The organism is Bifidobacterium asteroides, assembly GCF_048001765.1.
Lineage (GTDB): Bacteria > Actinomycetota > Actinomycetes > Actinomycetales > Bifidobacteriaceae > Bombiscardovia > Bombiscardovia asteroides_K.
In genome coordinates this window covers 1-22,866 of sequence record NZ_CP181447.1, presented here as the reverse complement: position 1 = coordinate 22,866, position 22,866 = coordinate 1, and the positions used below count along the sequence as shown (strand labels likewise).

The following is a 22,866-nucleotide window of genomic DNA, read 5'->3' as shown; positions in this document are numbered from 1 at the left end:
ACTGAAACCGTGGCATAAAGGCGTGTCGATGCAGCTGAAGGTCGCTCGCCCACCCTGGAGGCGGATCACAGTTCAAATGCTCCGTCTACTTCGTGACCGGCCCATAGTCGTGACCGGGTGAAGCTTCGGCAGAGAACAGAGGAAAGTAGCGAACATGTTCAGTGTCAATCTGAGCGATGTGGTCGCCGTACTCAAGTCGCTGATACCCCAGCTGGTGGTCATCGGCGTCTTTCTGGTACTGGCCCTGCTGATCACGATCGCAGTGAACAAGCACACCGTCAAAAACGTAGCCAACCGAAAGATGATTCACTCCCAGTCCTGGCTGGTGGCCTTCGTGGCTGTCGTCGCAGCCCTGGCAACCATGCTCCTGGGACCCTTGTCCAACCTGATCACCAAGTCCACCAGCAAGCACGAGCTGCAGCCGGCAACAGTGACCGCAGCCCGGAACCTGGCCAAGGACATTCAGCGTGAGTCCGTCACCATGCTGCAGAATGCGGATGGTACACTCCCCCTGAAGTCCGACAAGGTCAACGTCTTCGGCTGGGCCTCGACCAACCCCGTCTACGGCGGCACAGGCTCTGGCTCCATGTCGGCTGACAACCCCACCACCAGCCTGCTCGACGGCATCTCCTCAGCCGGCCTGAAGACCAACAAGGAGCTGAGCAACTTCTATACCAAGTACCGTGCGGACCGCCCCAAAGTCGAGATGTTCGCCCAGGACTGGACCCTGCCCGAGCCCACGGCTGACAAGTACACCAGCAAGCTCATGGATGACGCCAAGCAGTTTTCCGATACCGCTGTCGTGGTCATCGGTCGAGTGGGCGGCGAGGGCGCCGACCTGCCGCAGGACATGAAGGCCAAGGACATCACCTATCACGACAACGACAAGGCCAACCCGGACTTCAAGCAGGGTCAGAGCTTCCTGGAGCTGTCCAAGCCCGAAAGCGACATGATCGCCAAGGTCACCAGCTCCTTCGACAAGGTGGTCCTGGTCTACAACGGCGCCAACACCTTCAACCTGAACTTCGTGGGTCAATACCCGCAGATCAAGTCCGTCCTCTGGTGCCCACCCCCGGGCCAGGCCGGCTTCACCGCCCTGGGCGAGGTCCTGAAAGGCAAGGTCAACCCCTCGGGCAAGACCTCCGACACCTTCGTACGCGATCTGACCAAGACGCCGACCTACAACAACTTCGGCTCATTCACCTACACCAATATGGACGACCACAAGGCCACTTTCACCGGATTCACCGGCAAGACCGAAACCAGCACGCCCACCTTCGTGGACTACAACGAGGGCATTTACGTGGGCTACCGATTCTGGGAGACCGCAGCCAAGGAAGGCCTGATCAACTACGACCAGATGGTCCAGTACCCCTTCGGATACGGCCTGTCATACACCACCTTCAGCCAGAAGATGGGACCGATCCATCATGCCGACGGGAAGATCTCCTTCGACGTGACCGTCACCAACACCGGCACCAAGGCCGGCCGTGACACGGTCCAGACCTACTTCGATCCCCCCTATGTCAACGGGGGCATAGAGAAGGCCAGCGCCAACCTGGTTTCCTTCAACAAGACCAGGATCCTGGATCCCGGCAAGAGCCAGACCATCCCTGTGAGCTTCAAGGACGAGGACATGGCCTCCTATGATGCCGACCATGCCAAGGCCTACGTGCTCGACCAGGGCGACTACGGCATCTCCATCCGTTCCGACTCCCACCGTCCGATCCAGTCCGACACAGTCAACATCGCCCAGACAATCACCTATGACAAGAACAATCCCCGCTCCGTCGATAAGGTCGCGGCCACCAACAGGTTCGACGATGCCAAGGGCACGGTGACCTATCTGTCCCGGGCCAACCACTTCGCCAACTATCAGGATGCCGTAGCGGCACCCAAGAGCACCGAGTTGCCTGAGGAGGCCAAGGCCCACTTCTACAACAACAGCAACTATGATCCCAAGAAGTTCGACAACGACAGCGACAAGATGCCTACGACAGGCGCCAAGAACAACGTCAGGCTCTACCAGCTGCGCGACAAGAAGTACGACGACCCCATGTGGGACAAGCTGCTGGACCAGCTCAACGTCAAGGACATGGACAGCCTGATCGCCATGAGCGGTTATGGCACGCAAGCCGTCAAGGGCATCGGCAAGATCGAACTCACCGACGCCGATGGCCCCGCAGCCCTGAACAACAACTTCACCAAGGTCGGCTCCCTGGGCTTCCCCTCATCCACCTCCCTGGCCTGCACCTGGAACCCCGGTCTGGCCACCCGCTACGGCGAGATGATCGGCACCATGGCCCATGACATGGATGTCTCCGGCTGGTATGCGCCAGCTTTCAACATACACCGCAGCGCCTTCTCCGGACGTAACTTCGAGTACTTCTCCGAAGACCCCGAAATCAATGCGGTCATGGGATCCAACGAGGTCGCGGCAGCCAGGTCCAAGGGCGTCTACGCCTTCATGAAGCACTTCGCCATGAACGACCAGGAGACCAACCGCACCAACATGCTGGCCACCTGGGCCAACGAGCAGACCATCCGCGAGATCTACTTGAAGCCATTCCAGGCTGCTGTAGTCAAGGGCGGCGCCCAGGCTGCCATGAGCTCCTTCAACTACATCGGCACCACCTACGTGGCCGCCTATGCGCCGCTAATGCAGGATGTGCTGCGCGGTGAGTGGGGATTCCGTGGCATGGTGCTGACCGACTACTTCGGCGTCTATGGTTACCAGAACGCCGATCAGTTGATCCGCAACGGGAACGACGCCATGCTGGCCACCACCGAGGTGACCAACCATGTCAAGGACAAGAGCGCCACCTCGGTCAAGGCCATGCGCCAGGCCAGCCACAACATCCTCTACACGGTCGTGCACGGCTACAAATACGCCAATGGCGACCCCAAGGTGCAGACCCCGGCCTGGCAGATTGCCCTCTACGTGGCGCTGGTTGTGCTGGCCCTGGTCTTCCTTGCCTTGGAGTACCTGGCCTTCAGAAGGTTCAAGGCACGGCGCAGCGCTGTCGACGTGGGCACTCTGAGCGATCTGGCGGACGATGCCCGGCAGACCCGCGCCCAGGATCCGGCCAGCATGGAGTCCACGCCGTCCGAGGACAGATCTGACCAGGGACCGACGGCCTGATCCTCCATTTCTGTTGATTTGCTCCCTGGTGGACGGACCTATGCACCGTCCGCCGGGGGCGGATCGACGCATCCGTTGGCGCCAAGGCAGCATTCATGCCAGGAAAACAACAGCTTATGCAACCCGCTCGAGCAGGCCTCGGCAGTCGGGGAATAATGAAATTCAGCACCAGTCCGAGGCCGATTGTGGAAGCAACGAGGGTTCCCGCCACAGGATCAGCCCCCGTCACAGAGAAGGAACACTATGGAAGTCAAGGATCTGACAGTTCTGGAACGGGCATCGCTGCTCTCCGGAAAATCCACCTGGGCAACCCGAGCCTTGAAGAGGGCGGGCATCCCGAGCATGGTCCTGAGCGACGGCCCGCATGGCCTGCGCCGCCAGACCGGATCAGGGGACAACCTGGGCATGGGCAAGTCCAAGCCCGCCACCTGCTTCCCCACAGCCGGCACCGTGGCCTGCTCATGGGACCCGGAGCTGGCAAAGACCATGGGCCAGGCGCTGGGCAGCGAGGCCAGAAGCCTGGGCGTCAACATGGTTCTGGGTCCGGGCATGAACATCAAGCGCAACCCCCTGTGCGGCAGAAACTTTGAATACTATTCCGAAGACCCCCAGGTGGCCGGTCGTATGGCTGCAGGCCTGATCGAAGGCATCCAGTCCCAGGGCGTGGCCGCCACCCCCAAACACTTCGCCATGAACAGCCAGGAGCTGCGGCGCCAGGCATCCGATTCCGTGGTGGACGAGCGCACCATGCGCGAGCTCTATCTGACCGGATTCGAGATCGCCGTGCGCCAGGCCCATCCCTGGGCCATCATGACCTCATACAACATGGTCAACGGCACCTATGCCAACGAGAATCCCCACCTGCTCCAGGACATCCTGCGCAAGGAGTGGGGCTTCGACGGAATGGTGGTCTCGGATTGGGGCGGCTCCAACAGTGCGGTCGCCGCAGCCGCCAATGGTTCCTCCCTGGAGATGCCCCAGGCCGGATATGACTCCGTGCGACAGGTTGCCAAGGCCGTGCAGGAGGGCCGCCTGGACGAAGCCGATCTGAACGCACGGGCCGAAGAGGTGGCGAGGCTGGCCAAGCTGACCTACCACTCTGGCATGGATCCTGATGGGAACCTGACCGCGGATCAGATACGGGACCACCATCAGGTGGCACGGAGCATCGCCGAGGGATCCGCCGTCCTTCTGATCAATCGGAAGGGACGCCTGCCACTGGCCGCCGGCACCCGGGTCGCCCTGGTCGGGGATATGGCCGAAACTCCAAGGTTCCAAGGATCCGGATCCTCAAAGGTCAACGCAGCCAAGCAGGAGAGCATGCTGGACCTGCTCAGGCAGGGCAACGGCGACGGCCTGGAGCTGGCCTCCTACAGCCAGGGCTACGAACGCCATGGCGAGAAGAACCAATCTTTGATCGACCAGGCCGTGGCTGCGGCTGGCCAGGCTGACGTGATCGTCGCCTGCGTGGGCCTGGATGAGCGCAGTGAATCCGAGGGCCTGGACCGCTCACACATGGACATTCCCGGCAACCAGGTCGACCTGATCAAGGCCCTGGGCGCGACGGACAGGCCCCTGGTGGTCGTCCTGGTGGCGGGCTCCCCCGTCACCACCGACTGGATCGACCAGTGCGATGCCGTTCTCTATATAGGACTGTCCGGGCAGGCTGGAGCCTCAGCCACCCTGAACATCCTGACGGGCCGGGTCAACCCCTCCGGCCACCTTGCGGAAACCTGGCCCAAGTCCTATGCCGACTGCCCCAGCGCCGACTGGTACCCCGACCCAGCGCACGAGTCCATATACCGGGAGGGTCCCTTCGTCGGCTACCGCTACTACCTGACCGCCGAGGTGGAGGAACGTTTCCCCTTCGGCTACGGCCTGTCTTACGCACACTTCGCCTACGCCGATCTGACCGTGGACGACAAGGGGGTCACCTTCACCCTGACCAATGATTCGGACAGGCAGGGGGCCACCGTTCCCCAGCTCTACGTCCAGGCGCCCAAGGGTGGCGTGCTCAGACCAGTCCGCGAGCTGAAGGGCTTCAAGAAGGTCAGCCTGGAGGCCGGCCAGTCAACCCAGGTCCGCATCGACTTCGACCAGACGACCTTCCGGCACTTCGATACGGCCAGCAACTCTTGGCAGGTCGAGTCCGGCGACTGGACCATCATGATCGGCTCCGACGCGCGCAAGATGGAACTGAGTGGACATCTGAGAGTCCAAGGCACCGTCGATCCGCAGAGTCCGGACCCTGCCCTCGGCGCCTATCTGACCGGCCGGGTCAAGGAGGTCGACGATGCCGCTGTGACAGCACTCTTCGGCCACCCGGTGGTCCGACAGGGCGCCGTCAGCACCTTCGGCGTCAACGATCCGCTCTCATCCTGGAAGGACTCCAGAAGCGCCGTGGCCAGGTTCGTGGCCAACTTCCTGGCCAAGAGCGAGAGCCGCCACGAGGCCAAGACCGGCAACCCCGACCTGAACACCCTCTTCCTGCTCAACATGCCCCCCAGGGCCATGGCCAAGATGACCAACGGGCTGATCGACACGGCCATGGTCGAGGCCATCGTGCGCATCCCCAATGGCCACCTATGGCGGGGGCTGGGCGGATTCATCGCCGGATTCTTCAGGAACATGTCCGCCAACCGCAAGACCGGAAAGGAGCTCAATCATGAGTGATCAGCACAGCCAGCAGGCCGGACAGCCGGCCCAGGGGAAGGCGGCGACGGCCTCGCAGTGGGCGATTGTCCGCTGGTGGCGACGGTTCAGCGACCGGCACACCACCCTGGCCCAGTTCATCGTCTTCTTCATCCTGTCCAACGGGGTCACCGTACTGCAGCTGGTGCTCATGCCCGTGCTCAAGGCCATCTTCAACGGCACCTCCCTGGTCGGCACCAACTTCCAGATCTGGCGCATGGGGACCGTCGGCGGCAAGCCCTACTACCTGTTCGACTACGCGGCCGGATCCATCGGCCACGGCGGCGGGGGCGGCCTGGCCTACTTCCTCGCGGTGGAGATCACCCTGCTGATCGCCCAGGTCATCAACTTCTTCCTCCAGCGCAACATCACCTTCAAGTCCAACTCCTCGGTCTGGAAGGCGGCCTTCTGGTACCTGGTGGCCTATGTGATCATCACCATCATCGCGGCGGCGCTGCAGGGCTGGTACAAGGACCCCATCTATGGCTTCTTCCAGCACACCCTGAACTGGGGCGGCCTGGGGACCACCATTGCTGATCTGGTCACCATGATCATCAACTCGGCCATCTCCTTCTGGGTCTTCTTCCCCATCTTCAAGGTCATCTTCCGTCAGGAGCCCACCGAATCCGAGACGAGCGCCCAGTAAAATTCCGGCCCCACTCCCCCGGCTGTCAATGAACCGGCATGCATCGGCATCCAGAGGGGCGGGGCCTTTTCCTCAAACCCATCATGTACAGTGGTCGCATACAACGGCCGCCGACATACCCGCCGACCCATTCTTTTGCGAAGTGATCGTTCATGACAGCTGACCGCCCGGCCTCCACGAGCCCGCTCGTTCTCACTTTCATCGTCCCTGCCTATAACATGGCCCGGCATCTGCCGACCTGCCTGGATTCGCTTCTAAGCCGGGAGGGGGACGATCTGGAGGTCATCGTGGTCGATGACGGTTCCACCGATGACACAGCGCAGGTGGTGCGGTCATACCGTGAACGCCACCCGCACACTCTCCGTCTGATCAGCCAGACCAACAAGGGCCACGGCGGCGCAGTCAACACGGGTCTGGCAGCTGCCAGGGGCCGCTATGTCAAGGTGGTCGATGCCGACGACTGGGTGGACCCGACATCCCTGGGCCTGGTTCTGGATCAGCTGCGCGACCAGTCGCGACGTACGGATCCGGTGGACATGGTGGTCACCAACTACGTCTACGAGAAGGAAGGCCGCAAGCATAAGCGGGTCATCAACTTCCGCAGCGTCATGGATCCGGGGCGGGTGCTGGACTGGAACCACCTGCGGCGGTTCGGACTGGCCCAGTACATGATCATGCACGCCCTGATCCTGCGCACCGAGGTGCTCCGTCAGGCCCATACCCGCCTGCCCGAGCACACCTACTACGTGGACTTCATCTACTCCTATCAGCCCCTGCCCTGGGTACACACCCTGCTCTACCTGGACACGAATTTCTACCGCTATCACACCGGTCGACAGGGCCAGTCGGTGCAGACCTCGATCATGATCGCCCGTGTTTCACAACTGCTGCTGGTCAACGGGCTCATGGCGGATTCAACTCCTGACCCGGGGACGGTTCCCCGTGGACTCTATCGTTATATGATCCACTATTTGTCCATCAACTGCGTAGTGACCTCGGTCTTCCTGATCCTCTCTCGCAAACCCAGCAACTACCGGAACAAGGACATGCTCTGGCGAAGGCTGGAGCACCGCTCCCCCGTCATCGCCTCTGACGTGCGCTCCACCCTGCTCTGTCGGATAATCAACATGCCGGGCCGGCCGGGCCGCCTGGCCATCCGTCTGGGCTATAAGGTCGCCGATGCCGCCATGGGCTTCAACTGATCGCCCTCCCTCGGCAGGAGCACACAGAGGCTGAACCAGTGATGCTCGGTACGTAGGGTTATCTCGCCCTGGTAACGATGGGCTATGTGCCGGATGGACTTGACCCCGTATCCATGCAGGCCACCGTCGGTCCTGGTCTTGGTGGTGGCCAATTCGCCGTTGCCCTTCCAATTCAGAGGCGAGGCGAAATAATTTTCAATGCGAATCACCACGAATTGTCCCCGGGCGTACAGGGCCACCTTGATTAGACGGCGGTCGGGTTCCTTGACCTTCCTCAAGGCCTCAATGGCATTGTCCAAGGCGTTGCCGAAGAGGGTGGAGACATCCATGGGCGCCATCCCCTCCAAGAGCGAACCGTCAGCCACCATGGTCAGGGTGATCCCCTCTTCGGAACAAATGCGCTCCTTGGTCGACATGACCACGTCAAGGATGGGATTGCCGGTGTGCTGCTGCGCTCCATACCGTCCGACCGCAGCCTCCAGCTCCTCGAAGTCCTGGGACTTGCGCTCAGGATCCATCTGCGAGCGCAGGGCCGCGATCTGATGCTTGAGGTCGTGGGCAAGCCTTCCCATGGCCTCCAGATTCTCCTTGGAGCGCATGTACTCTCGATGCTGGCTGTAAGCCCGGGCGTTGATGGAGGCCAGCTCGGCGCTGGTATGGCTCTCCCGCAGCTGCTCCTGCTGGGCGTAGAGCATGGCGAACCCGCACAGGTCCACCAGGGTGCGGATGTAGAAGATCTCCAGACCGACCCGACCGGAGAATGGGGTGTTGGTGGAGACGAAGCTCAGGTTGGACATGGCGAAGGTGACCACCGCAATGACCGCAGCCATGAAGACGCTGCGTCCAGGCACGGAAGGCTGGGCGTCGGCGAAGTTGCGCCGCTCCGCCACCCAGGCCAGCAGCCCTACACCACCGTAGATCAGCACCAGCAGGATCAACGAGGCCGGGTCGTACAGGCCGTGGCCGGCAGGCCGCATGAAGGAGTCCAACTGCCAGTGCAGGGAGGCAACCAGTTCAGCCAGGACGAAGGCACGGGCCAGCAGATAGGCCCCATCCAACGCCCCCAACCCTGAAGCCAGCATGATGATGGCGTACATGCAGGCCACGGCCAGACACATGCTGATGATCCAGAAGGCGATAGGCAGGGTGCCGGCCCAGTATTGGACCACAACCAGCACGGCCAGACCAGGCAGAAGGACCGCCGCCATCCGCAGGCGGGAGATCCTCGAACCGATGGCCAACAGGTAGACCAGACAACCCAGCCATTCGCTGATGGCCGTATAGAGCCGGGGGATGTCGGGCAGGGCGTTGAGGATGTGGGTGGTGGTCATGGCCGACCTGCCACGTAGGCGGTAAGAGCCGTCATAAAAGACTTCTTACGGGGTCGACTGACCCGCAGCCGCTGACCGGTGGACATAATGCAGTCCTGGTCCTCCATGCCCGTCACGTGGGCAAGATTGACCAGGTAACAGGAGTTGGAGCGGAAGAATCCCCGCTGGTCCAACTGGCCCTCCAGACTCTTCAGCGTGCTGTTCGTGGTCAGCGAGGAGTCCAAGGTGTGGATGACGCTGCTGTGGCGGACGGACTCGATGAAGACGATGTCCTTGAGGGGAATCCGGGTGGATCGTGCACCCTCGGTAATCAGGATGGACAGGTCCACGCGGCCACGCACCTGGGCGATGGACCGGTCCAGCTCCTGGGAGAAGGCGAACCAGGGCAGGGGCTTGAGCAGGTAGGAGAGTGCACCAACCTCATAGCCGTTGATGGCATACTGGGGGGCGGAAGTGATGAAGACGATGACCACCGACTCGTCACGGGCGCGCACCCTGCGGGCCACCTCGATTCCGTCCATGGGGGTCATCTGAATGTCCAGAAGAAGGATGTCATACACGGGTCGATAGCCGTCTGCAAAGGCCTTGCCATCGGTGAAGACGCTGACCGACAGTTCTTCATGACGTTCCTTGCGGTAGCGGCTCAGGTAATTGACCATAGTCCGGCAGCTGATGGAATCATCATCCACCACTGCGATTCTGATCATCCTGGCGCACACTCCTTACCCCGGCGGCCGAGGACCCATGGCCGCCGTTATCACCGTTCTTCCATGATATCGGAGATGTCCACATGACGGACCCCGCTTGCCCGAAGCCGAACTTGGGCAAGCATGGTGCGAATCAATTCTCACTTGTGGACGGGAACGGTTAGAGTCGAAACATGTCTACCTCCGCACCCTCTTCGTCCTGGAAACCCTCCACCTGGCTGGCCCGCCTGATGCTGCTGATGGCCGCGGCCGCCTGGGGGGCCGGATACACCTTCGAAAAAGTTGCCATGGAGACCCTGACCGTGCGCTGGTTGATGGGCATTCGGATCCTGTGCGCCATCGTCATCATGACGCCCTTTTTGCTTCCACGGTTGCGCAGGACCGGGGCCATACACACCCTGGTGCCGGGGCTGATTCTGGGAGTCAGCTACTGGGCGGCCTTCAGCCTGCAGATGATGGGACTGACCACCATCGCTCCGGGCCGCAACTCCTTCCTGACGGCCACCTACTGCATCTTTGTGCCCTTCCTGGTCTGGATCATGGCCCGTCGACGGCCGGCCCTACGCCACTTCGTCGCGGCTGCCATCTGCATCCTGGGCGTGGCTCTGATCTCGCTGCCGGCCCAGGGCGGGGGACAGGGGCTCGCCTTGAGCACCGGTGACCTGCTGACCCTGGCCGGCGCGCTACTCTATGGAGTCAACCTGGTGATCACCGGTTTCCTGACCAAGAAGTTCGATGCCCCCACGCTGACCTACCTGGAGCTGCTCTTCGGCGGCATCCTCTTCCTGATCTGCGCGCTGATCTTCGATCCCTTTCCCACTGTGGCCGACTTCACGCCCTCGACCCTGGGCTCCATGATTTATCTGACGCTGATCTCGACCCTGATGGCCCAGAACTTCCAGAACATCGCCTTTTCCAGGGTCCCCACCGCCCAGGGTTCGCTGATCCTGTGCTCGGAGAGCCTGTTCGGCATGCTGGTCTCGGTCCTGGTCCTGCACGAGGAGCTGACGGCCACCCATCTGCTGGGCTTCGCCATCATCTTCGCCGCCATCATCCTGTCCGAGGTCAGGCTTCACCCCCGCCGGTCGTCGGGGGATTCCTCCGCACCTGTGTCCTCCTCCCGGTAGGCTGTCCCGGGCAAGAGGTCGTAGGGCATCTGCCGCTTGATCAGATAGAAGATCAGCAGGAGCAGGGCCAGGATGCGCGTTGCAATCTGAACGTTGCCGGTCCAGGGGCCGAAAACGGCCAGGATGATTGCGGTCCGGAACAGATAGAAGAGGAAGCGGGACCAGCCATGCCGTTGCTTGGTCTCGATAGTCATGTGGGTGAAGGTGGCACCCAGCGTCCGTCCCCGGCGGGGCAGGGGGATAAGCAATTCGAAGATCAGCAGCATGACCAGGTCAACTACGGTCCCGAACACATTCAAAGCTGATGGAGCGATCAGCAGCCCGCCAAAGCGGTAGTGGCCATCCAGCTGATAGGTGCCCAGGCGATGGACCGCATAGGTCATGCCCATTCCCAGAGACATGGACAGGATGGTGGCCAGGAGCAGATCCAGAGCCAGGGAGACGGCACGGTGTATGAAGCCGGGGTTGGTGACCAGCTGGGCGGCGTCAGCCTGACGGGTGGGAACGAGTTTGTTGGCTGCCATGGCCACCAGGTAGCCGATTATGGCGCCCGAGGTATTCCAGATCAGGTCGTCCACGTCGAAGAGGCGGTAGGCGCAGCCCACGATGCCGAAGACCCCGGTCAGCTGGGCCGTCTCGATGAAGAGGGAGACCAGGATGGCGACCGGCAAAGCCAGGATGAAGCGCCAACGGAAGACCCGCCCCATGATGAAGCCCAGGGGCAGGAAGAAGGCCACATTGAGCAGAATCTGCAGCACGGCCATCCGCCCGCCCGTGCTCAGGTCGGTCAGGAACTGCAGGGGGTTGAGCTGGGGGCTCAGATGATGGGTGGCGCAGAAGGCGGCACGGTCGTCGGGCATTGGCCAGAGGGTGAAGAAAACCAAGGCCAGCAGGTACAAGACGGTCAGGTAGGCCGCCATGGCTGCGGTCAGACGGAGCCGGTGGTAGCGGTTGTAAATCAGGGCAAGAATGGGCAGGGTCAGGATCAGCGAGGCCAGGGGCCAAAAGACCAGAGATATGCCGAAGGAGCCGCTGAAGTAGTCCAGGTACGTCGAGAGCATAATCCCAGTCTAAATCGCTCCCGGCCCTATCGGCCGATTGACTGCGCCAACCAGGGGCTCAGTCGTCGCCCAAGGTCACGTGGATGCCCCCCACCAGGGAACTGACCAGGTTGTAGAGGAAGGCGAAAATGGTGACCAGAACCACTACTATGACAATCTCGAAAATGGAGAAGATGGTCACCGAACTCAGAACCGTCCCCAGGCTCAGCACCTGGCCCAGATCGAAACCGCCCGCGTCCAGGCCCGTCTTGGAAATGACCTGGGTCAGGTTGTCGAAGAGCCCCATGGCGTTGAGCAGGAACCAGAGCAGGGCAGCGGCCACCACCTGAATGATGCCCCCGGCGATGGCCAGCAGGAAGGTGACCTTGGCCACCGACCAGGGCTCCAGCCGGGTCAGGGACAGCTGCATGCGCCGGGCCCGAGGCACGTGGGGACGCGCCGCCGAAGCCGAAGCTGCAGGCCTGACAGGACGGGATGAGGATACCTTGACCGGACCGGCAGCCGAGGCTGTGGTTCTTGCGGAACGTCCCGATGCCGTCCTGCCGGCTGCAGGAGCCGGGGGAGTGACCGACGATGACCGACGGGACTCGCCCTGTGCGGATTCATCAGTCTTGGTCTTCCCCTTTTGGGGCTTATCAGCACCCTGCTTGCCGGCCTTGACCTGCTCCCGATCATCCTGGCTCATCGGCACTCCTTGATCCTTGCGTTCAATGGCCCGCGCATACCGCCGCTGGGCCTGCATGACTTCTTATGAGGCTACCAGTCTTGTCAGACTGGTAGCGGACCAACTCAGTCCTCCTGGGTCAGGCTCTGGCCGTCGCCGGTTCCGGTGGTGGCGATGGGCTGATCCTTGGCTGCCAGTGGAGCGGCAGGAGCCAAGTCGGCCTGACCGGTGTCCCCTTCCTGGTCGTCACGTTCGGCATTGCGGGCGATGGAGAGAATCTCGTCGCCCTTGTCGGGCTTGGCCAGGGTGACCCCCTGGGTGTTGCGACCGGTCCGCTTGACTTCGGCCACATCGGAGCGGATGACCTTGCCGGACTTCATGATGGCCATGATCTGGTCGTCCTCGTTCACGACCAGGGCGCCGACCAAGGATCCCCGGCCCTCCACCATGGCGATGGCCTTGACGCCGTAGCCGTTGCGGCCCTGCAGGCGGTACTCGCTCAGGGCGGTCCGCTTGGCAAAGCCCTCATCGGTGACCACCAGCAGGTCATCCTCGGACTCCTTGGCGATCACATCCATGCTCAGCAACTCGTCGCCGGAGCGGAACCGCATGCCCTGGACGCCGGCGGTCTGCCGTCCCATGGGCCGCAGGGTGGAGTCGTCGGCCGGGAAGCGCACGCTCATGCCCTTGCGGGAGACCAGGATGATTTCGTCATCGGCATTGCAGAGGGCGGCACCCACCAGCTCATCGCTCTGGGGCACCTCCTGTCCCTTCTCATCAGTGACGGTGCCCAGCTCCATCAGCCGCACGGCGATCAGGCCGCCCTGGCGGGGTGAATCATACTCAGCCAGGCGGGTCTTCTTGACCCGTCCGGTCCGGGTGGCCAGAACCAGATAGTCGGCATCGTCGTAGCCGTGCAGGGAAAGGACCTGTTCGATCCGCTCGCCCGGGCCCAGCTGAAGCAGATTGGCCACATGCTGACCCTTGGAGTCGCGGGAGCCCTCGGGCAGCTCGTAGGCCTTGAGCCGGTAGACCCGGCCCTTGTTGGTGAAGAAGAGCAGCCAGTTGTGGGTGCTGGTCAGGAAGAAGTGGTCCACCACGTCGTCCTCGCGCAGCCTGGCCCCGCGAATGCCCTTGCCGCCGCGGTGCTGCGCCCGGTACTCGTCGGCCTTGGTCCTCTTGACGAAACCGGAGTGGGTGACGGTGACCACCACCTGCTCGTCGGCAATCAAATCCTCCACGTTCATCTCGCCCGAGTAAGGGACGATCCGGGTGCGCCGCTCGTCGCCGTACTTGTCGACGATCTCGTCCAGCTCGTCGCCCACGATGGTGCGCTGGCGTTCGGGGTGGGCCAGGATGTCGTTGTAGTCGGCGATCTTGCGCATAAGATCCTCGTGCTCATCCAGGATCTTCTGCCGCTCCAGGGCGGCCAGACGGCGCAGCTGCATGGCCAGGATGGCATCGGCCTGGACCTCGTCCACGTCCAGCAGCTCCATCAGGCCGGTGCGGGCCGTATCCACATCCTTGGAGGCACGGATCAGGGCGATGACCTGGTCGATCATATCCAGGGCCTTCAGATACCCCTGCAGGATGTGGTCGCGATCCTCGGCCTCCCGCTTCAGGTAGCGGGTGCGCCGCTCGACCACGTCCAGCTGGTGGTCCACCCAGTGGCGGATGAAGGCGTCCAGGCTCAGGGTCCTGGGGACCCCGTCCACCAGGGCCAGCATGTTGGCCCCGAAGGTCTGCTGAAGCTGGGTGTGCTTGTAGAGGTTGTTGAGGACCACCTTGGGCACGGCATCGCGCTTGAGCACCAGAACCAGGCGCTGTCCGGTGCGGCCCGAGGTCTCGTCGCGCATATCGGCGATGCCCTGGATCTTGCCGTCGCGCACGGCCTCGCGAATGGAGGAGGCCAGCCGATCGGGGTTGACCTGGTAGGGCAGCTCGGTGACCACCAGGCACATCCTTCCGCGGATCTCCTCGGTGTTGACAACCGCCCGCATGGTGATCAGGCCGCGCCCGGTCCGGTAGGCCTGCTCGATGCCCTTGTGGCCCAGAATGGTGGCGCCGGTGGGGAAGTCAGGCCCCTTGATGATGGCGATCAGGGCGTTGAGCAGATCCTCCTTGGATGCCTCGGGATGCTCCAGGGCCCAGTGCACGCCCTTGGCCACCTCGCGCAGGTTGTGCGGAGGAATGTTGGTGGCCATGCCCACGGCTATGCCGGCTGATCCGTTGACCAGCAGGTTGGGGAAGCGGGAGGGCAGAACCGTGGGCTCCTGGGTCTTGCCGTCGTAGTTGGGGATGAAGTCGACCGTGTCCTTGTCGATGTCGCGCACCATCTCCATGGCCAGGGGGGCCATGCGGCACTCGGTGTACCTCATGGCGGCCGCCGGATCGTCGCCGGGTGAGCCGAAGTTGCCCTGGCCGTCCACCAGCGGATAACGCATGGACCAGGACTGGGCCAGACGCACGATGGTGTCATAGATGGCCGAATCGCCATGGGGGTGGTACTTGCCCATGACGTCGCCCACCACGCGCGAGCACTTGTTGTAGCCGCGGTCGGGCCGGTATCCGCCGTCGTACATGGCGTAGATGACCCTGCGGTGGACCGGCTTCATGCCGTCGCGGACATCGGGCAAGGCCCGTTCCACGATCACGGACAGGGCATAGGACAGGTAGGATTCCCGCATCTCCTGCTGGAGGTCAATGGGCTGAATCCGCTCGCCTTTGAGGAGGCCGTAATCGGTGTTGTCCATCTCCTGGGGGCTGAGCGGTTCTCGAGACCCGTCGGGCAGGTTGAGGCCGTCCTGGTCCGGACTGTTGTCGTTGTTGTTATCGTCTGCCAAAATCGATCCTTAGCTCAAAATGGTGAAAAGGGGAGGTGTCCGTCTCAGGCGTCGATGAAGCGGGCGTCGTGGGCGTTGCGCTGGATGAACAGACGCCGGGGTTCGACCTCGTCGCCCATGAGCATGGTGAAGGTCTCGTCGGCCTGCTCGGCGTCATCGATGCGGATCTTCTTGAGGATGCGGTGTTCCGGGTCCATGGTGGTCTCCCAGAGCTCCTGGTAGCTCATCTCGCCCAGACCCTTGTAGCGCTGGATGCCTTCGCCCTTGGGCAGCTGCCGGCCGGAGGCCTTGCCCTCGGCCAGGACCCTATCGCGCTCGGCATCGGTGTAGACGAAGCTGTGGGGCCCCTTGGTCCACTTGAGCCGGTAGAGCGGTGGCATGGCCACGTAGACGTAGCCGGCCTCGATCATGGGCCGCATGTAGCGGAAGAAGAGGGTCAGGTTCAGGGTGGCGATGTGGGCGCCGTCCACATCGGCGTCGGCCATGATGATGACCTTGTGGTAGCGCACCTTGTCGATGTTGAAGTCCTCGCCGTATCCGCCGCCCACGGCCGTGATCAGGGATTCGATGGTGTCGGACTTCATCATGCGGTCCAGGCTGGCCCGCTCCGTGTTCAGGATCTTGCCGCGCAGGGGCAGGATGGCCTGGGTCATGGGGTTGCGCCCCTGGATGGCCGAGCCGCCTGCGGAGTCGCCCTCCACGATGAACAGCTCGCACTCCTCGGGGTCGCTGGACTGGCAGTCCTTGAGCTTGTCGGGCATGCCGGCGGTCTCGAAGATGGACTTGCGACGGGTGTTCTCGCGGGCCTTCTTGGCTGCGATCCGGGCCCGGGAGGCCTCCATGGCCTTCTGGATGATGGACTTGGCCTCGCCTGGATGGGCGTCGAACCAGTCGCTCAGCCTCTCGGTCATGACCCTCTGGACGAAGGTCTTGGCCTCGGAGTTGCCCAGCTTGGTCTTGGTCTGGCCCTCGAACTGGGGATTGGTCAGCTTGACGGAGACCACGGCGGTCAACCCCTCGCGCACGTCATCACCCGAGAGGTTGTCATCCTTGTCCTTGAGGATGTTCTTGTCCCTGGCGTAACGGTTGATCATGCTGGTCAGGGCCGCTCGGAACCCCTCTTCATGGGTACCGCCCTCGGTGGTCGCGATGGTGTTGGCGAAGGTGTGCACCGACTCCGAATAGGCGGTGGTCCACTGCATGGCCACTTCGGCTGAGATGCCCAGCTTCAGGTCCTCGGCCTCGAAATCGATGACCTCGGCCTCCACAGGCGTGGCCTTCCTGACCTTGACCAGGTAGTCCACATAGTCCTTGATGCCGTTGGCGTACTGGTAGCTGACGGATTGGCCCTTCTGCTCCGGGGTCTGCTCCTCGCCCGCCACCTCGTCGCCGGCCTGGTCATTGGGGCGCAGATCGGTCAGGGTGATCCGCAGGCCCTTGTTGAGGAAGGCCATCTGCTGGAAGCGGCTGCGCAGGGTCTCGAAGTCGTAGACCGTGGTCTCGAAGATTTTGGGATCGGCCCAGAAGGTCACCGAGGTGCCGGTGCCCTCGTCCGGCCCCATGGCCTGGTCCCTGGACAGGGGAGCGGTGGGCTTCTGGTTACGGAAGTTCTGATGCCAGTGGTAGCCCTGACGGCGCACCTGGACGTCGATTCTGGTGGACAGGGCGTTGACCACGGAGATGCCCACGCCGTGCAGACCGCCCGAGACCGCGTAACCGCCGCCTCCGAACTTGCCGCCGGCATGCAGCTTGGTCATCACCACCTCGACGCCGCTCTTGCCCTCGCCCGGCACCTCGTCGACAGGAATGCCACGGCCGTTGTCGTCCACGCGGATGCCGTTGTCGGGCAGGATGGTGACTTCAATATGGTCGGCGTACCCGGCCAGGGCCTCGTCGACCGAGTTGTCGACGATCTCGTAGACCAGGTGATGCAGGCCCCTGGGGCCCGTCGAGCCGATGTACATGCCGGGACGGACGCGGACCGCCTCCAGCCCCTCCAGCACCTTCAGATCGCTGGCGTCATAATGCTCAGGGGAGAGCGAGTCATCCAGCTGTGCGTCGTCCAGCTGATCCAGCTGATCCTGGCCCGTCATGCCGTCATCCTGAGGCTTGTCCTCCTCATGCTCCCGGCCCTCTTGCGGGGTCCGGGACGGGTCAGTGTTGAGATCTGCCACGGATAGTCCTTTCTGCACCCCCATCGTCGGCCACTGACGACAAAGCAGCTTCCGTTCGTGGTCGAGCGGGGGATCGAGTCATGGTCACCAGGTTCCAAATCGTCCATAAAGGGGCCTTGGAAGCGTTTGACCCTATAACCTATAGATTACCAGCGCTAGGGGACTTTAGGCTTACAGAAAGCTGGCAAGACGGTATTCGCGGATTATGGGCTCACCCATAGGTGTCACGCACGCCTCGGCCTGGCGGATCGAACCGTGAACGGCGGAAGCTGTAGTTGTGGGGGCCGGTCACCCGGATCTGCTTGACCGGCATGCCCAGCCGCCTGACAATGGTCGCCTTGAGCTGGGGAACCAGGTAGGTCAGCTGGGTGGCCCAGACCGTGGTCTGCGCCTGGATGATCAGTACACCATCCCGGTAGGAGACCACCCTCGAATGGGCGGCGATGCCGGGTCCTACCACACTGTCCCACTGGTTGCGCAGCCGGGCCACCTTCAGATGGCTGGTCCACCCGCTTCCGGCAGCCAGGCTGGTCACCACTCCTCCCAGTTTGGCTGGGTCGCGGCCGGGCTTGCCGAATGCATACCAGGCCTTGCGGGAGTTGTCCTCCCGCTGCCGACGAGTGGCCGCCCGTCGGGTGCAGCCTTCGAAGACCAGGGCCGGCAGTCGCCGCTGGTCCAGGTGCAGGGTCTCAACCATGGGCGCCTTCATGACCGGTCGTTCCCCTCCGGCCCGTCCGGCATATCCGAGTCATCATGGGCCGTCCCTCTGGTTCGTCTCAGGTCCTGCATGGCACTGGCAATGGCCGGATCCTGGGCAGCAGGATCGGATGGCTGCACAGGCCTCAATCCGGACACATCCACCAGCCTGGCGCCCTTTAGAGATGGAATATCGCTGTCGGCGGCCACGGTGATCAGCACCTGGTCCTGCTGGCGGGAAAAGTCCAGAATCTGATCCCTGCGGCCTCGATCCAACTGGGCGAAGACATCATCCAGAATGACGATGGGCTCCAGAGAGCGATGATCCTTGACCACCTGCAGCAGAGCCAGCCTCAGAGCCAGGGCCAGGGTCCACATCTCACCATTGGAGGCGAACTCCCTGGCAGGCATGCCATTGAGGGTGAAGGTCAGATCGTCACGCTGGGGACCGATCAGATTGGTGCCCCGGGCCACTTCTCCCGGGTATATCCGCTGAAAGTGGCGGCTGACGGCCTCGGCGACCTCGGGACCGGTCTGCCTGTCAGGTCCGATCTCCTCCAGGGAGGGTCGGTAGGTCAATCGAGCATCCTGACCAGGACCTGCCAGCCGACCATACAAATCACTGAAGGGCTGGCCCAGGGCCTCTACCAGAGCCGCTCGTCGTCGGCTCAGATCCAGACCTGTCCGAATGAACTGTCCGGTCCAGACCTCAAGGCCGGACAGGGCGGCGTCACGCCCGTCACCGGAGGGGTCATGGCCCGCCTGGGAGAGCTGCTTGAGCAGAGCGGCACGCTGTCTGGCCACATGGCGAAAATCCTGCCGAACCTGGAAGTAGTCAGCATCGAGCTGGCTGCCAGCCTGGTCCAGCACGGTCCGCCTGGCTGCCGGCTCCCCGGAGACCATCAGCTGATCCTCGGGGCTGAAGGTCACGCAGGGCACCCGGCCCACCAGGTCACGCTGATAGAGGGAAGGCCCACCGTTGATTCTTCCCCGATTGGCTCCCTTGGCGGCAATGGTCAACTCATAGTCAGTGGCGGTCCCATCCTGCTCCAGCCTGGCCCTGATGGTGGCCTTGGACTGCCTGCGCTCCACCAGTGGCAGGGAAGATGAAGTCCTATGGCTACCGCCGGTGGACAGGACCTCGATGGCCTCAACCAGGTTGGTCTTGCCAAGGCCATTGCGCCCCTTCAGAATGGTCACCCCGGGCTCCAGATCGAGGACACAGTGCTCCCAGGAACGGAAGTGATCCAGAACCAGACGGGAGATGTGCACGGCGATTGTTCCTCGAACCTGCCCGGCGTCAGTTGTTGAAACGCATGGGCACCAGCAGGTAGCGGTAGTCCATGGACTCCTCGGAATCCTGCTCCTGCTGACCGTTGAACTCCACAGCCTTGACTGCCGAGGTCATCTTGATGCGGACAAAGGGCTCAGCGATGGCGCCCAACCCGTCGATCAGATAGCTGGGGTTGAAGGCCACCGTGATGTCCTCACCGTCCAGATCCGCCTGCAGAACCTCATGGGCCTGTGCCTCGTCGGCCGTGCCTGCACTCAGGGTCACCTCGTTGCCGGAGAAGACCATACGGATGGGGGCGTTGCGCTCGGCTACCAGGGCCACACGCTTGATGGCATCAATCAGATCCTGCCGGGCGATGACCGCCTGGATGGGGTATTCGTCCGAAAAGAGACGATCCACGGCCGGGAATTCCCCGTCAATCAGCTGGGTGGTGGATATCTTGCCAGCGTTTTCCACGCCCATGATGGTGGGGTTGTCGGCCTCGTAATCCATGGTCACATTCTGGTGCTCGTCAAGGGAACGGGCGATGTCCCGTAACAGAGAGCCGCGGATCAGCATGGAGGTGGAAAAGTCGGCGTCGCGAGGAGTCCAGGTGAAGCTCGAACGGGACAACCTGAAACGGTCGGTGGCGGTCATGACCACCTTGTCCCCGGTGATCTCGGTCTTGACGCTGGTCAGGACCGGACGGCTCTCTTCCCTGGAAACAGCGACGATGGACTGGGAGATGGACTGGATAAAGGTCTCAGCATCCACCTGGCCCATGGGTTCGGGAACGGCAGGGAGGTCGGGATATTCACTGTCAGGCATCAGCTGCAGGGAAAAAGTCGATTTGCCCGAGGTTATGGTCATCTTGGATCCCTCGGTTGACAGGTAGGTCTTCTCCGATGGCAGGGATTTGGTGATATCCGCCAGCAGTTTGCCCAGCATCAATGCCGTTCCGGGTTCATCGATCCCTGCCTCGATGTGGTTTCTTGCCGAAACCTCGTAATCGAAAGCAGAAAGCTTCAAAGTTCCGTCGGAGGCTTCCATCCTGATGCCCGCCAGAATCGGCGAAGCCGGTCGGGAGGGAATGATGCGGGTGGTCCAGGCCACTGCATCCGAGAGTGCGGATGAATTTACTTCTACTTTCATGGGAGCCTTCTTGTCGATGAATGAACTGGACTCATTCTATCGAATAGGTCGGGTGATGTGGTTGGAGCGAGAAGATGTGCTTGAATATGACGACGATTATTGCATAAATATACATAGAGTCATCGTAATAAGCTCGGTGGATGGTGTGGATAAGTTTTCAAATCCCTGCAACGCGGTGGATAGGCTTCATTCAAGAGGTGTGGATAAGTGGTGAAATCGATGTGACTAAAAAGGCAAGTTGTCCACATGGGCGGATTCTTGTCGGGTTATCCACAAAAGAACGGTGGTTATTCGCTACAAATTCACCACTTATCCCCGGAAAACCAGTGGGTTATTCCCAAGGTTTGCCCACATCCGGGGATAAGTAGGTGGATATCTTTTTCTGTCGATACACAATGGTGTCTGCGTGTCGCATCAATTCTGAGGTTGTTTAAGCCGGACCGTCAGTTCCATGACGTAGTTGTAAATCTCCCGCTTTTCCTGCATCTCATTGGAGATGCGCGTGTAGGCGTGCATGACTGTGGTGTGATCGCGGCCGCCGAAGACCTCACCGATGTCGACCAAGGACATGCTGGTCATTTCCCGGGCCAGATACATAGCGATCTGCCGGGCCAGGGCGATGTTCTTGGTGCGCGTGCGGCCGACGATATCGTCGAAGGTCAGATGGAAGTACTTGGCCACCTGGGAGATGATGTCAGTGGGCTTGATCTCCACATCCGTTGAGAAGAAGTCCTGCAGTGTCTGTTCGGCCAGGGCCGTGGTGACCGGCTGATTGTTGAGGCTGGCCACGGCGGTGACACGGGTCAGGGCCCCCTCAAGCTCCCGGATGTTCTCGGTGAAGCGTTCCGCAATCAGATCCAGAACCTCGTTGGGAATGCTGACTCCGTTCATGGAAGCCATCATTCTGAGGATGGCTACCCGGGTCTCCCGGTCTGGTGGCTTGACATCCACGGTCAGACCTGAATCGAAGCGTGAGATCAGTCGGGATTCGAAGCCTTTCAGATTCTTGGGAGCTACGTCCGAGGCGATGACGATGCGCTTATTGGCGTCATGGAGGGCATTAAAGGTGTGGAAGAACTGGTCCAGGGTGGCTTCCTTACCTCCAAGAAATTGAATATCATCGATAAGGAGCACATCCACCTGCCGGTAGCGGCGGTTGAATTCCGCGATCTGACCCGATCCTTGGGTGGAGTTCTGCAGGGCGTCGATGAATTCGTTGGTGAATTCCTCCGAGTTGACGTATCGGACCTTGAGCGAGGGATCCTTGACCAGAGCATAGTTGCCGATGGCGTTGAGCAGGTGGGTCTTGCCCAGGCCCGAGCTGCCGTAGATGCACAAGGGGTTGAAGTCCTGACCTGATCCTTCGGCCACGGCCAGGGCCACGGTCCGCGCAAAGCGGTTGGAGTCGCCTGGGACGAAGGTGTCGAAGGTGGCGTTTTTGTTCAGGTGGGTCTGTGGATCGCGCTCCACCCGGTTCTGGCTCATGGGGAAGCGGGGCACGGTGAAGGCGGGCCGGGATGCGGTCCTCTCTGTCTCACTCTGCTGGTCGGCATCAGTGCCTGCCGTTGGCCTCATAGTGGGGGAGGGCTCGGACAGTTCGGCCTGCATATCCAAGGTCATGGGCACATAGGTGCCTTCGTGGAAGTCGTTGACGGAAACAATCGGGGACTTGGAGGTTTCAGCAGCCTCGGTCCGCCAGTCCGAACGTGTCTCCGAGCTGGGGGCTCGGTCGGCGCTGCTCTGACGCCGGTAGTCGCCGTAGGGATCCTCGGCAGGCCTGGGAACCTGACGGAACTCGCCGCTGCCCGGGGCGGAGCTGGCCATGGTGGAGGCGCGTTGGTCGTTCTGCTGATTGGCAGCCTTCTGCTTGGCCATCTGCTCCGGATAGACGATTTTGATGGCCGGGAACATTTCCTGGTTGGTGACCAGCTGCAGTGCATTGAGGAGCGGCTGGCTGAGCGGTCCCTGCACAGCCTCCTGGGTGGCCTTGGAGGAGACCCGCAGAACGATGGTGGTGCCGAAGACCGCCTCTGGGGTGATGTCCTCAAGCCAGCCCTTGTCCCTGGAGGTCAGTGAGCTGCTGTAGCGGAGCACCTGCAGGACCGAATCCCAGATTCTCTTGGCCTGGGCAGCGGCATCCAGCGGATCCTGCGCCAT

General features: G+C 62.0%; 15 protein-coding genes. 5 read left to right on the top strand and 10 right to left on the bottom strand.

What is annotated here, in order from left to right; translation table 11 throughout:
* Nucleotides 1-154 precede the first annotated feature (154 nt).
* The 4 genes from ACNAOV_RS00075 to ACNAOV_RS00060 all read left to right on the top strand — a co-directional run bounded on the left by ACNAOV_RS00075 (nt 155) and on the right by ACNAOV_RS00060 (nt 7,681).
* Nucleotides 155-3,142, top strand: a complete 2,988-nt coding sequence (locus tag ACNAOV_RS00075) for a glycoside hydrolase family 3 C-terminal domain-containing protein (RefSeq protein ID WP_416517445.1) — start codon at nt 155-157, stop codon at nt 3,140-3,142.
* 243 nt (nt 3,143-3,385) lie between these two features.
* Nucleotides 3,386-5,815, top strand: coding sequence for a glycoside hydrolase family 3 C-terminal domain-containing protein (locus ACNAOV_RS00070; protein ID WP_416517444.1), 2,430 nt, complete (start codon nt 3,386-3,388; stop codon nt 5,813-5,815).
* Nucleotides 5,808-6,479, top strand: a complete 672-nt coding sequence (locus ACNAOV_RS00065) for a hypothetical protein (RefSeq protein ID WP_198178477.1) — start codon at nt 5,808-5,810, stop codon at nt 6,477-6,479. The genes ACNAOV_RS00070 and ACNAOV_RS00065 overlap by 8 nt, the downstream gene beginning before the upstream one ends.
* A gap of 152 nt (nt 6,480-6,631) precedes the next feature.
* The gene (locus tag ACNAOV_RS00060) at nt 6,632-7,681 is read left to right on the top strand and encodes a glycosyltransferase family 2 protein (RefSeq protein WP_416517443.1); all 1,050 of its coding nucleotides are present in this window, start codon (nt 6,632-6,634) and stop codon (nt 7,679-7,681) included.
* Here ACNAOV_RS00060 and ACNAOV_RS00055 read toward each other — a convergent pair.
* Both ACNAOV_RS00055 and ACNAOV_RS00050 read right to left on the bottom strand, forming a co-directional pair.
* Complete coding sequence (locus ACNAOV_RS00055; RefSeq protein WP_416517442.1) at nt 7,645-9,012, bottom strand: GHKL domain-containing protein; 1,368 nt, start codon at nt 9,010-9,012, stop codon at nt 7,645-7,647. The two genes, ACNAOV_RS00060 and ACNAOV_RS00055, sit on opposite strands and share 37 nt — an antisense overlap.
* Nucleotides 9,009-9,719, bottom strand: coding sequence for a LytR/AlgR family response regulator transcription factor (locus ACNAOV_RS00050; protein WP_045934811.1), 711 nt, complete (start codon nt 9,717-9,719; stop codon nt 9,009-9,011). Before ACNAOV_RS00050 ends, ACNAOV_RS00055 begins: the two co-directional genes overlap by 4 nt.
* Before the next feature lie 173 nt (nt 9,720-9,892).
* Between ACNAOV_RS00050 and ACNAOV_RS00045 the strand changes: the two genes are divergently transcribed.
* Nucleotides 9,893-10,846: a DMT family transporter gene (locus ACNAOV_RS00045; RefSeq protein WP_045934810.1), complete on the top strand. Its 954-nt coding sequence runs from the start codon at nt 9,893-9,895 to the stop codon at nt 10,844-10,846.
* Here the strand turns inward: ACNAOV_RS00045 and ACNAOV_RS00040 are convergent.
* From ACNAOV_RS00040 to dnaA, 8 genes are all read right to left on the bottom strand, one after another.
* Nucleotides 10,792-11,907, bottom strand: coding sequence for a VanZ family protein (locus ACNAOV_RS00040; protein WP_045934809.1), 1,116 nt, complete (start codon nt 11,905-11,907; stop codon nt 10,792-10,794). The two genes, ACNAOV_RS00045 and ACNAOV_RS00040, sit on opposite strands and share 55 nt — an antisense overlap.
* 58 nt (nt 11,908-11,965) lie before the next feature.
* Nucleotides 11,966-12,592, bottom strand: coding sequence for a DUF3566 domain-containing protein (locus tag ACNAOV_RS00035; protein WP_154313015.1), 627 nt, complete (start codon nt 12,590-12,592; stop codon nt 11,966-11,968).
* Nucleotides 12,593-12,696: 104 nt separating this feature from the next.
* Nucleotides 12,697-15,414 carry a DNA gyrase subunit A gene (gyrA, locus tag ACNAOV_RS00030; protein ID WP_416517441.1) on the bottom strand — a complete coding sequence of 906 codons (2,718 nt, stop codon included), beginning with the start codon at nt 15,412-15,414 and terminating at the stop codon, nt 12,697-12,699.
* Nucleotides 15,415-15,458: 44 nt separating this feature from the next.
* Nucleotides 15,459-17,507, bottom strand: a complete 2,049-nt coding sequence (gene gyrB, locus ACNAOV_RS00025) for a DNA topoisomerase (ATP-hydrolyzing) subunit B (RefSeq protein WP_416518201.1) — start codon at nt 17,505-17,507, stop codon at nt 15,459-15,461.
* A gap of 292 nt (nt 17,508-17,799) precedes the next feature.
* On the bottom strand, nt 17,800-18,297 hold the full coding sequence (locus ACNAOV_RS00020; protein ID WP_045934806.1) for a DUF721 domain-containing protein: 498 nt from the start codon (nt 18,295-18,297) through the stop codon (nt 17,800-17,802).
* Nucleotides 18,294-19,556, bottom strand: coding sequence for a DNA replication/repair protein RecF (recF, locus tag ACNAOV_RS00015; RefSeq protein ID WP_416517440.1), 1,263 nt, complete (start codon nt 19,554-19,556; stop codon nt 18,294-18,296). Before recF ends, ACNAOV_RS00020 begins: the two co-directional genes overlap by 4 nt.
* A gap of 28 nt (nt 19,557-19,584) precedes the next feature.
* Entirely contained in the window at nt 19,585-20,709 is a 1,125-nt protein-coding gene (dnaN, locus tag ACNAOV_RS00010; protein ID WP_416517439.1) for a DNA polymerase III subunit beta, read from the bottom strand.
* Between the two features lie 414 nt (nt 20,710-21,123).
* Entirely contained in the window at nt 21,124-22,866 is a 1,743-nt protein-coding gene (gene dnaA, locus ACNAOV_RS00005) for a chromosomal replication initiator protein DnaA (protein ID WP_416517438.1), read from the bottom strand.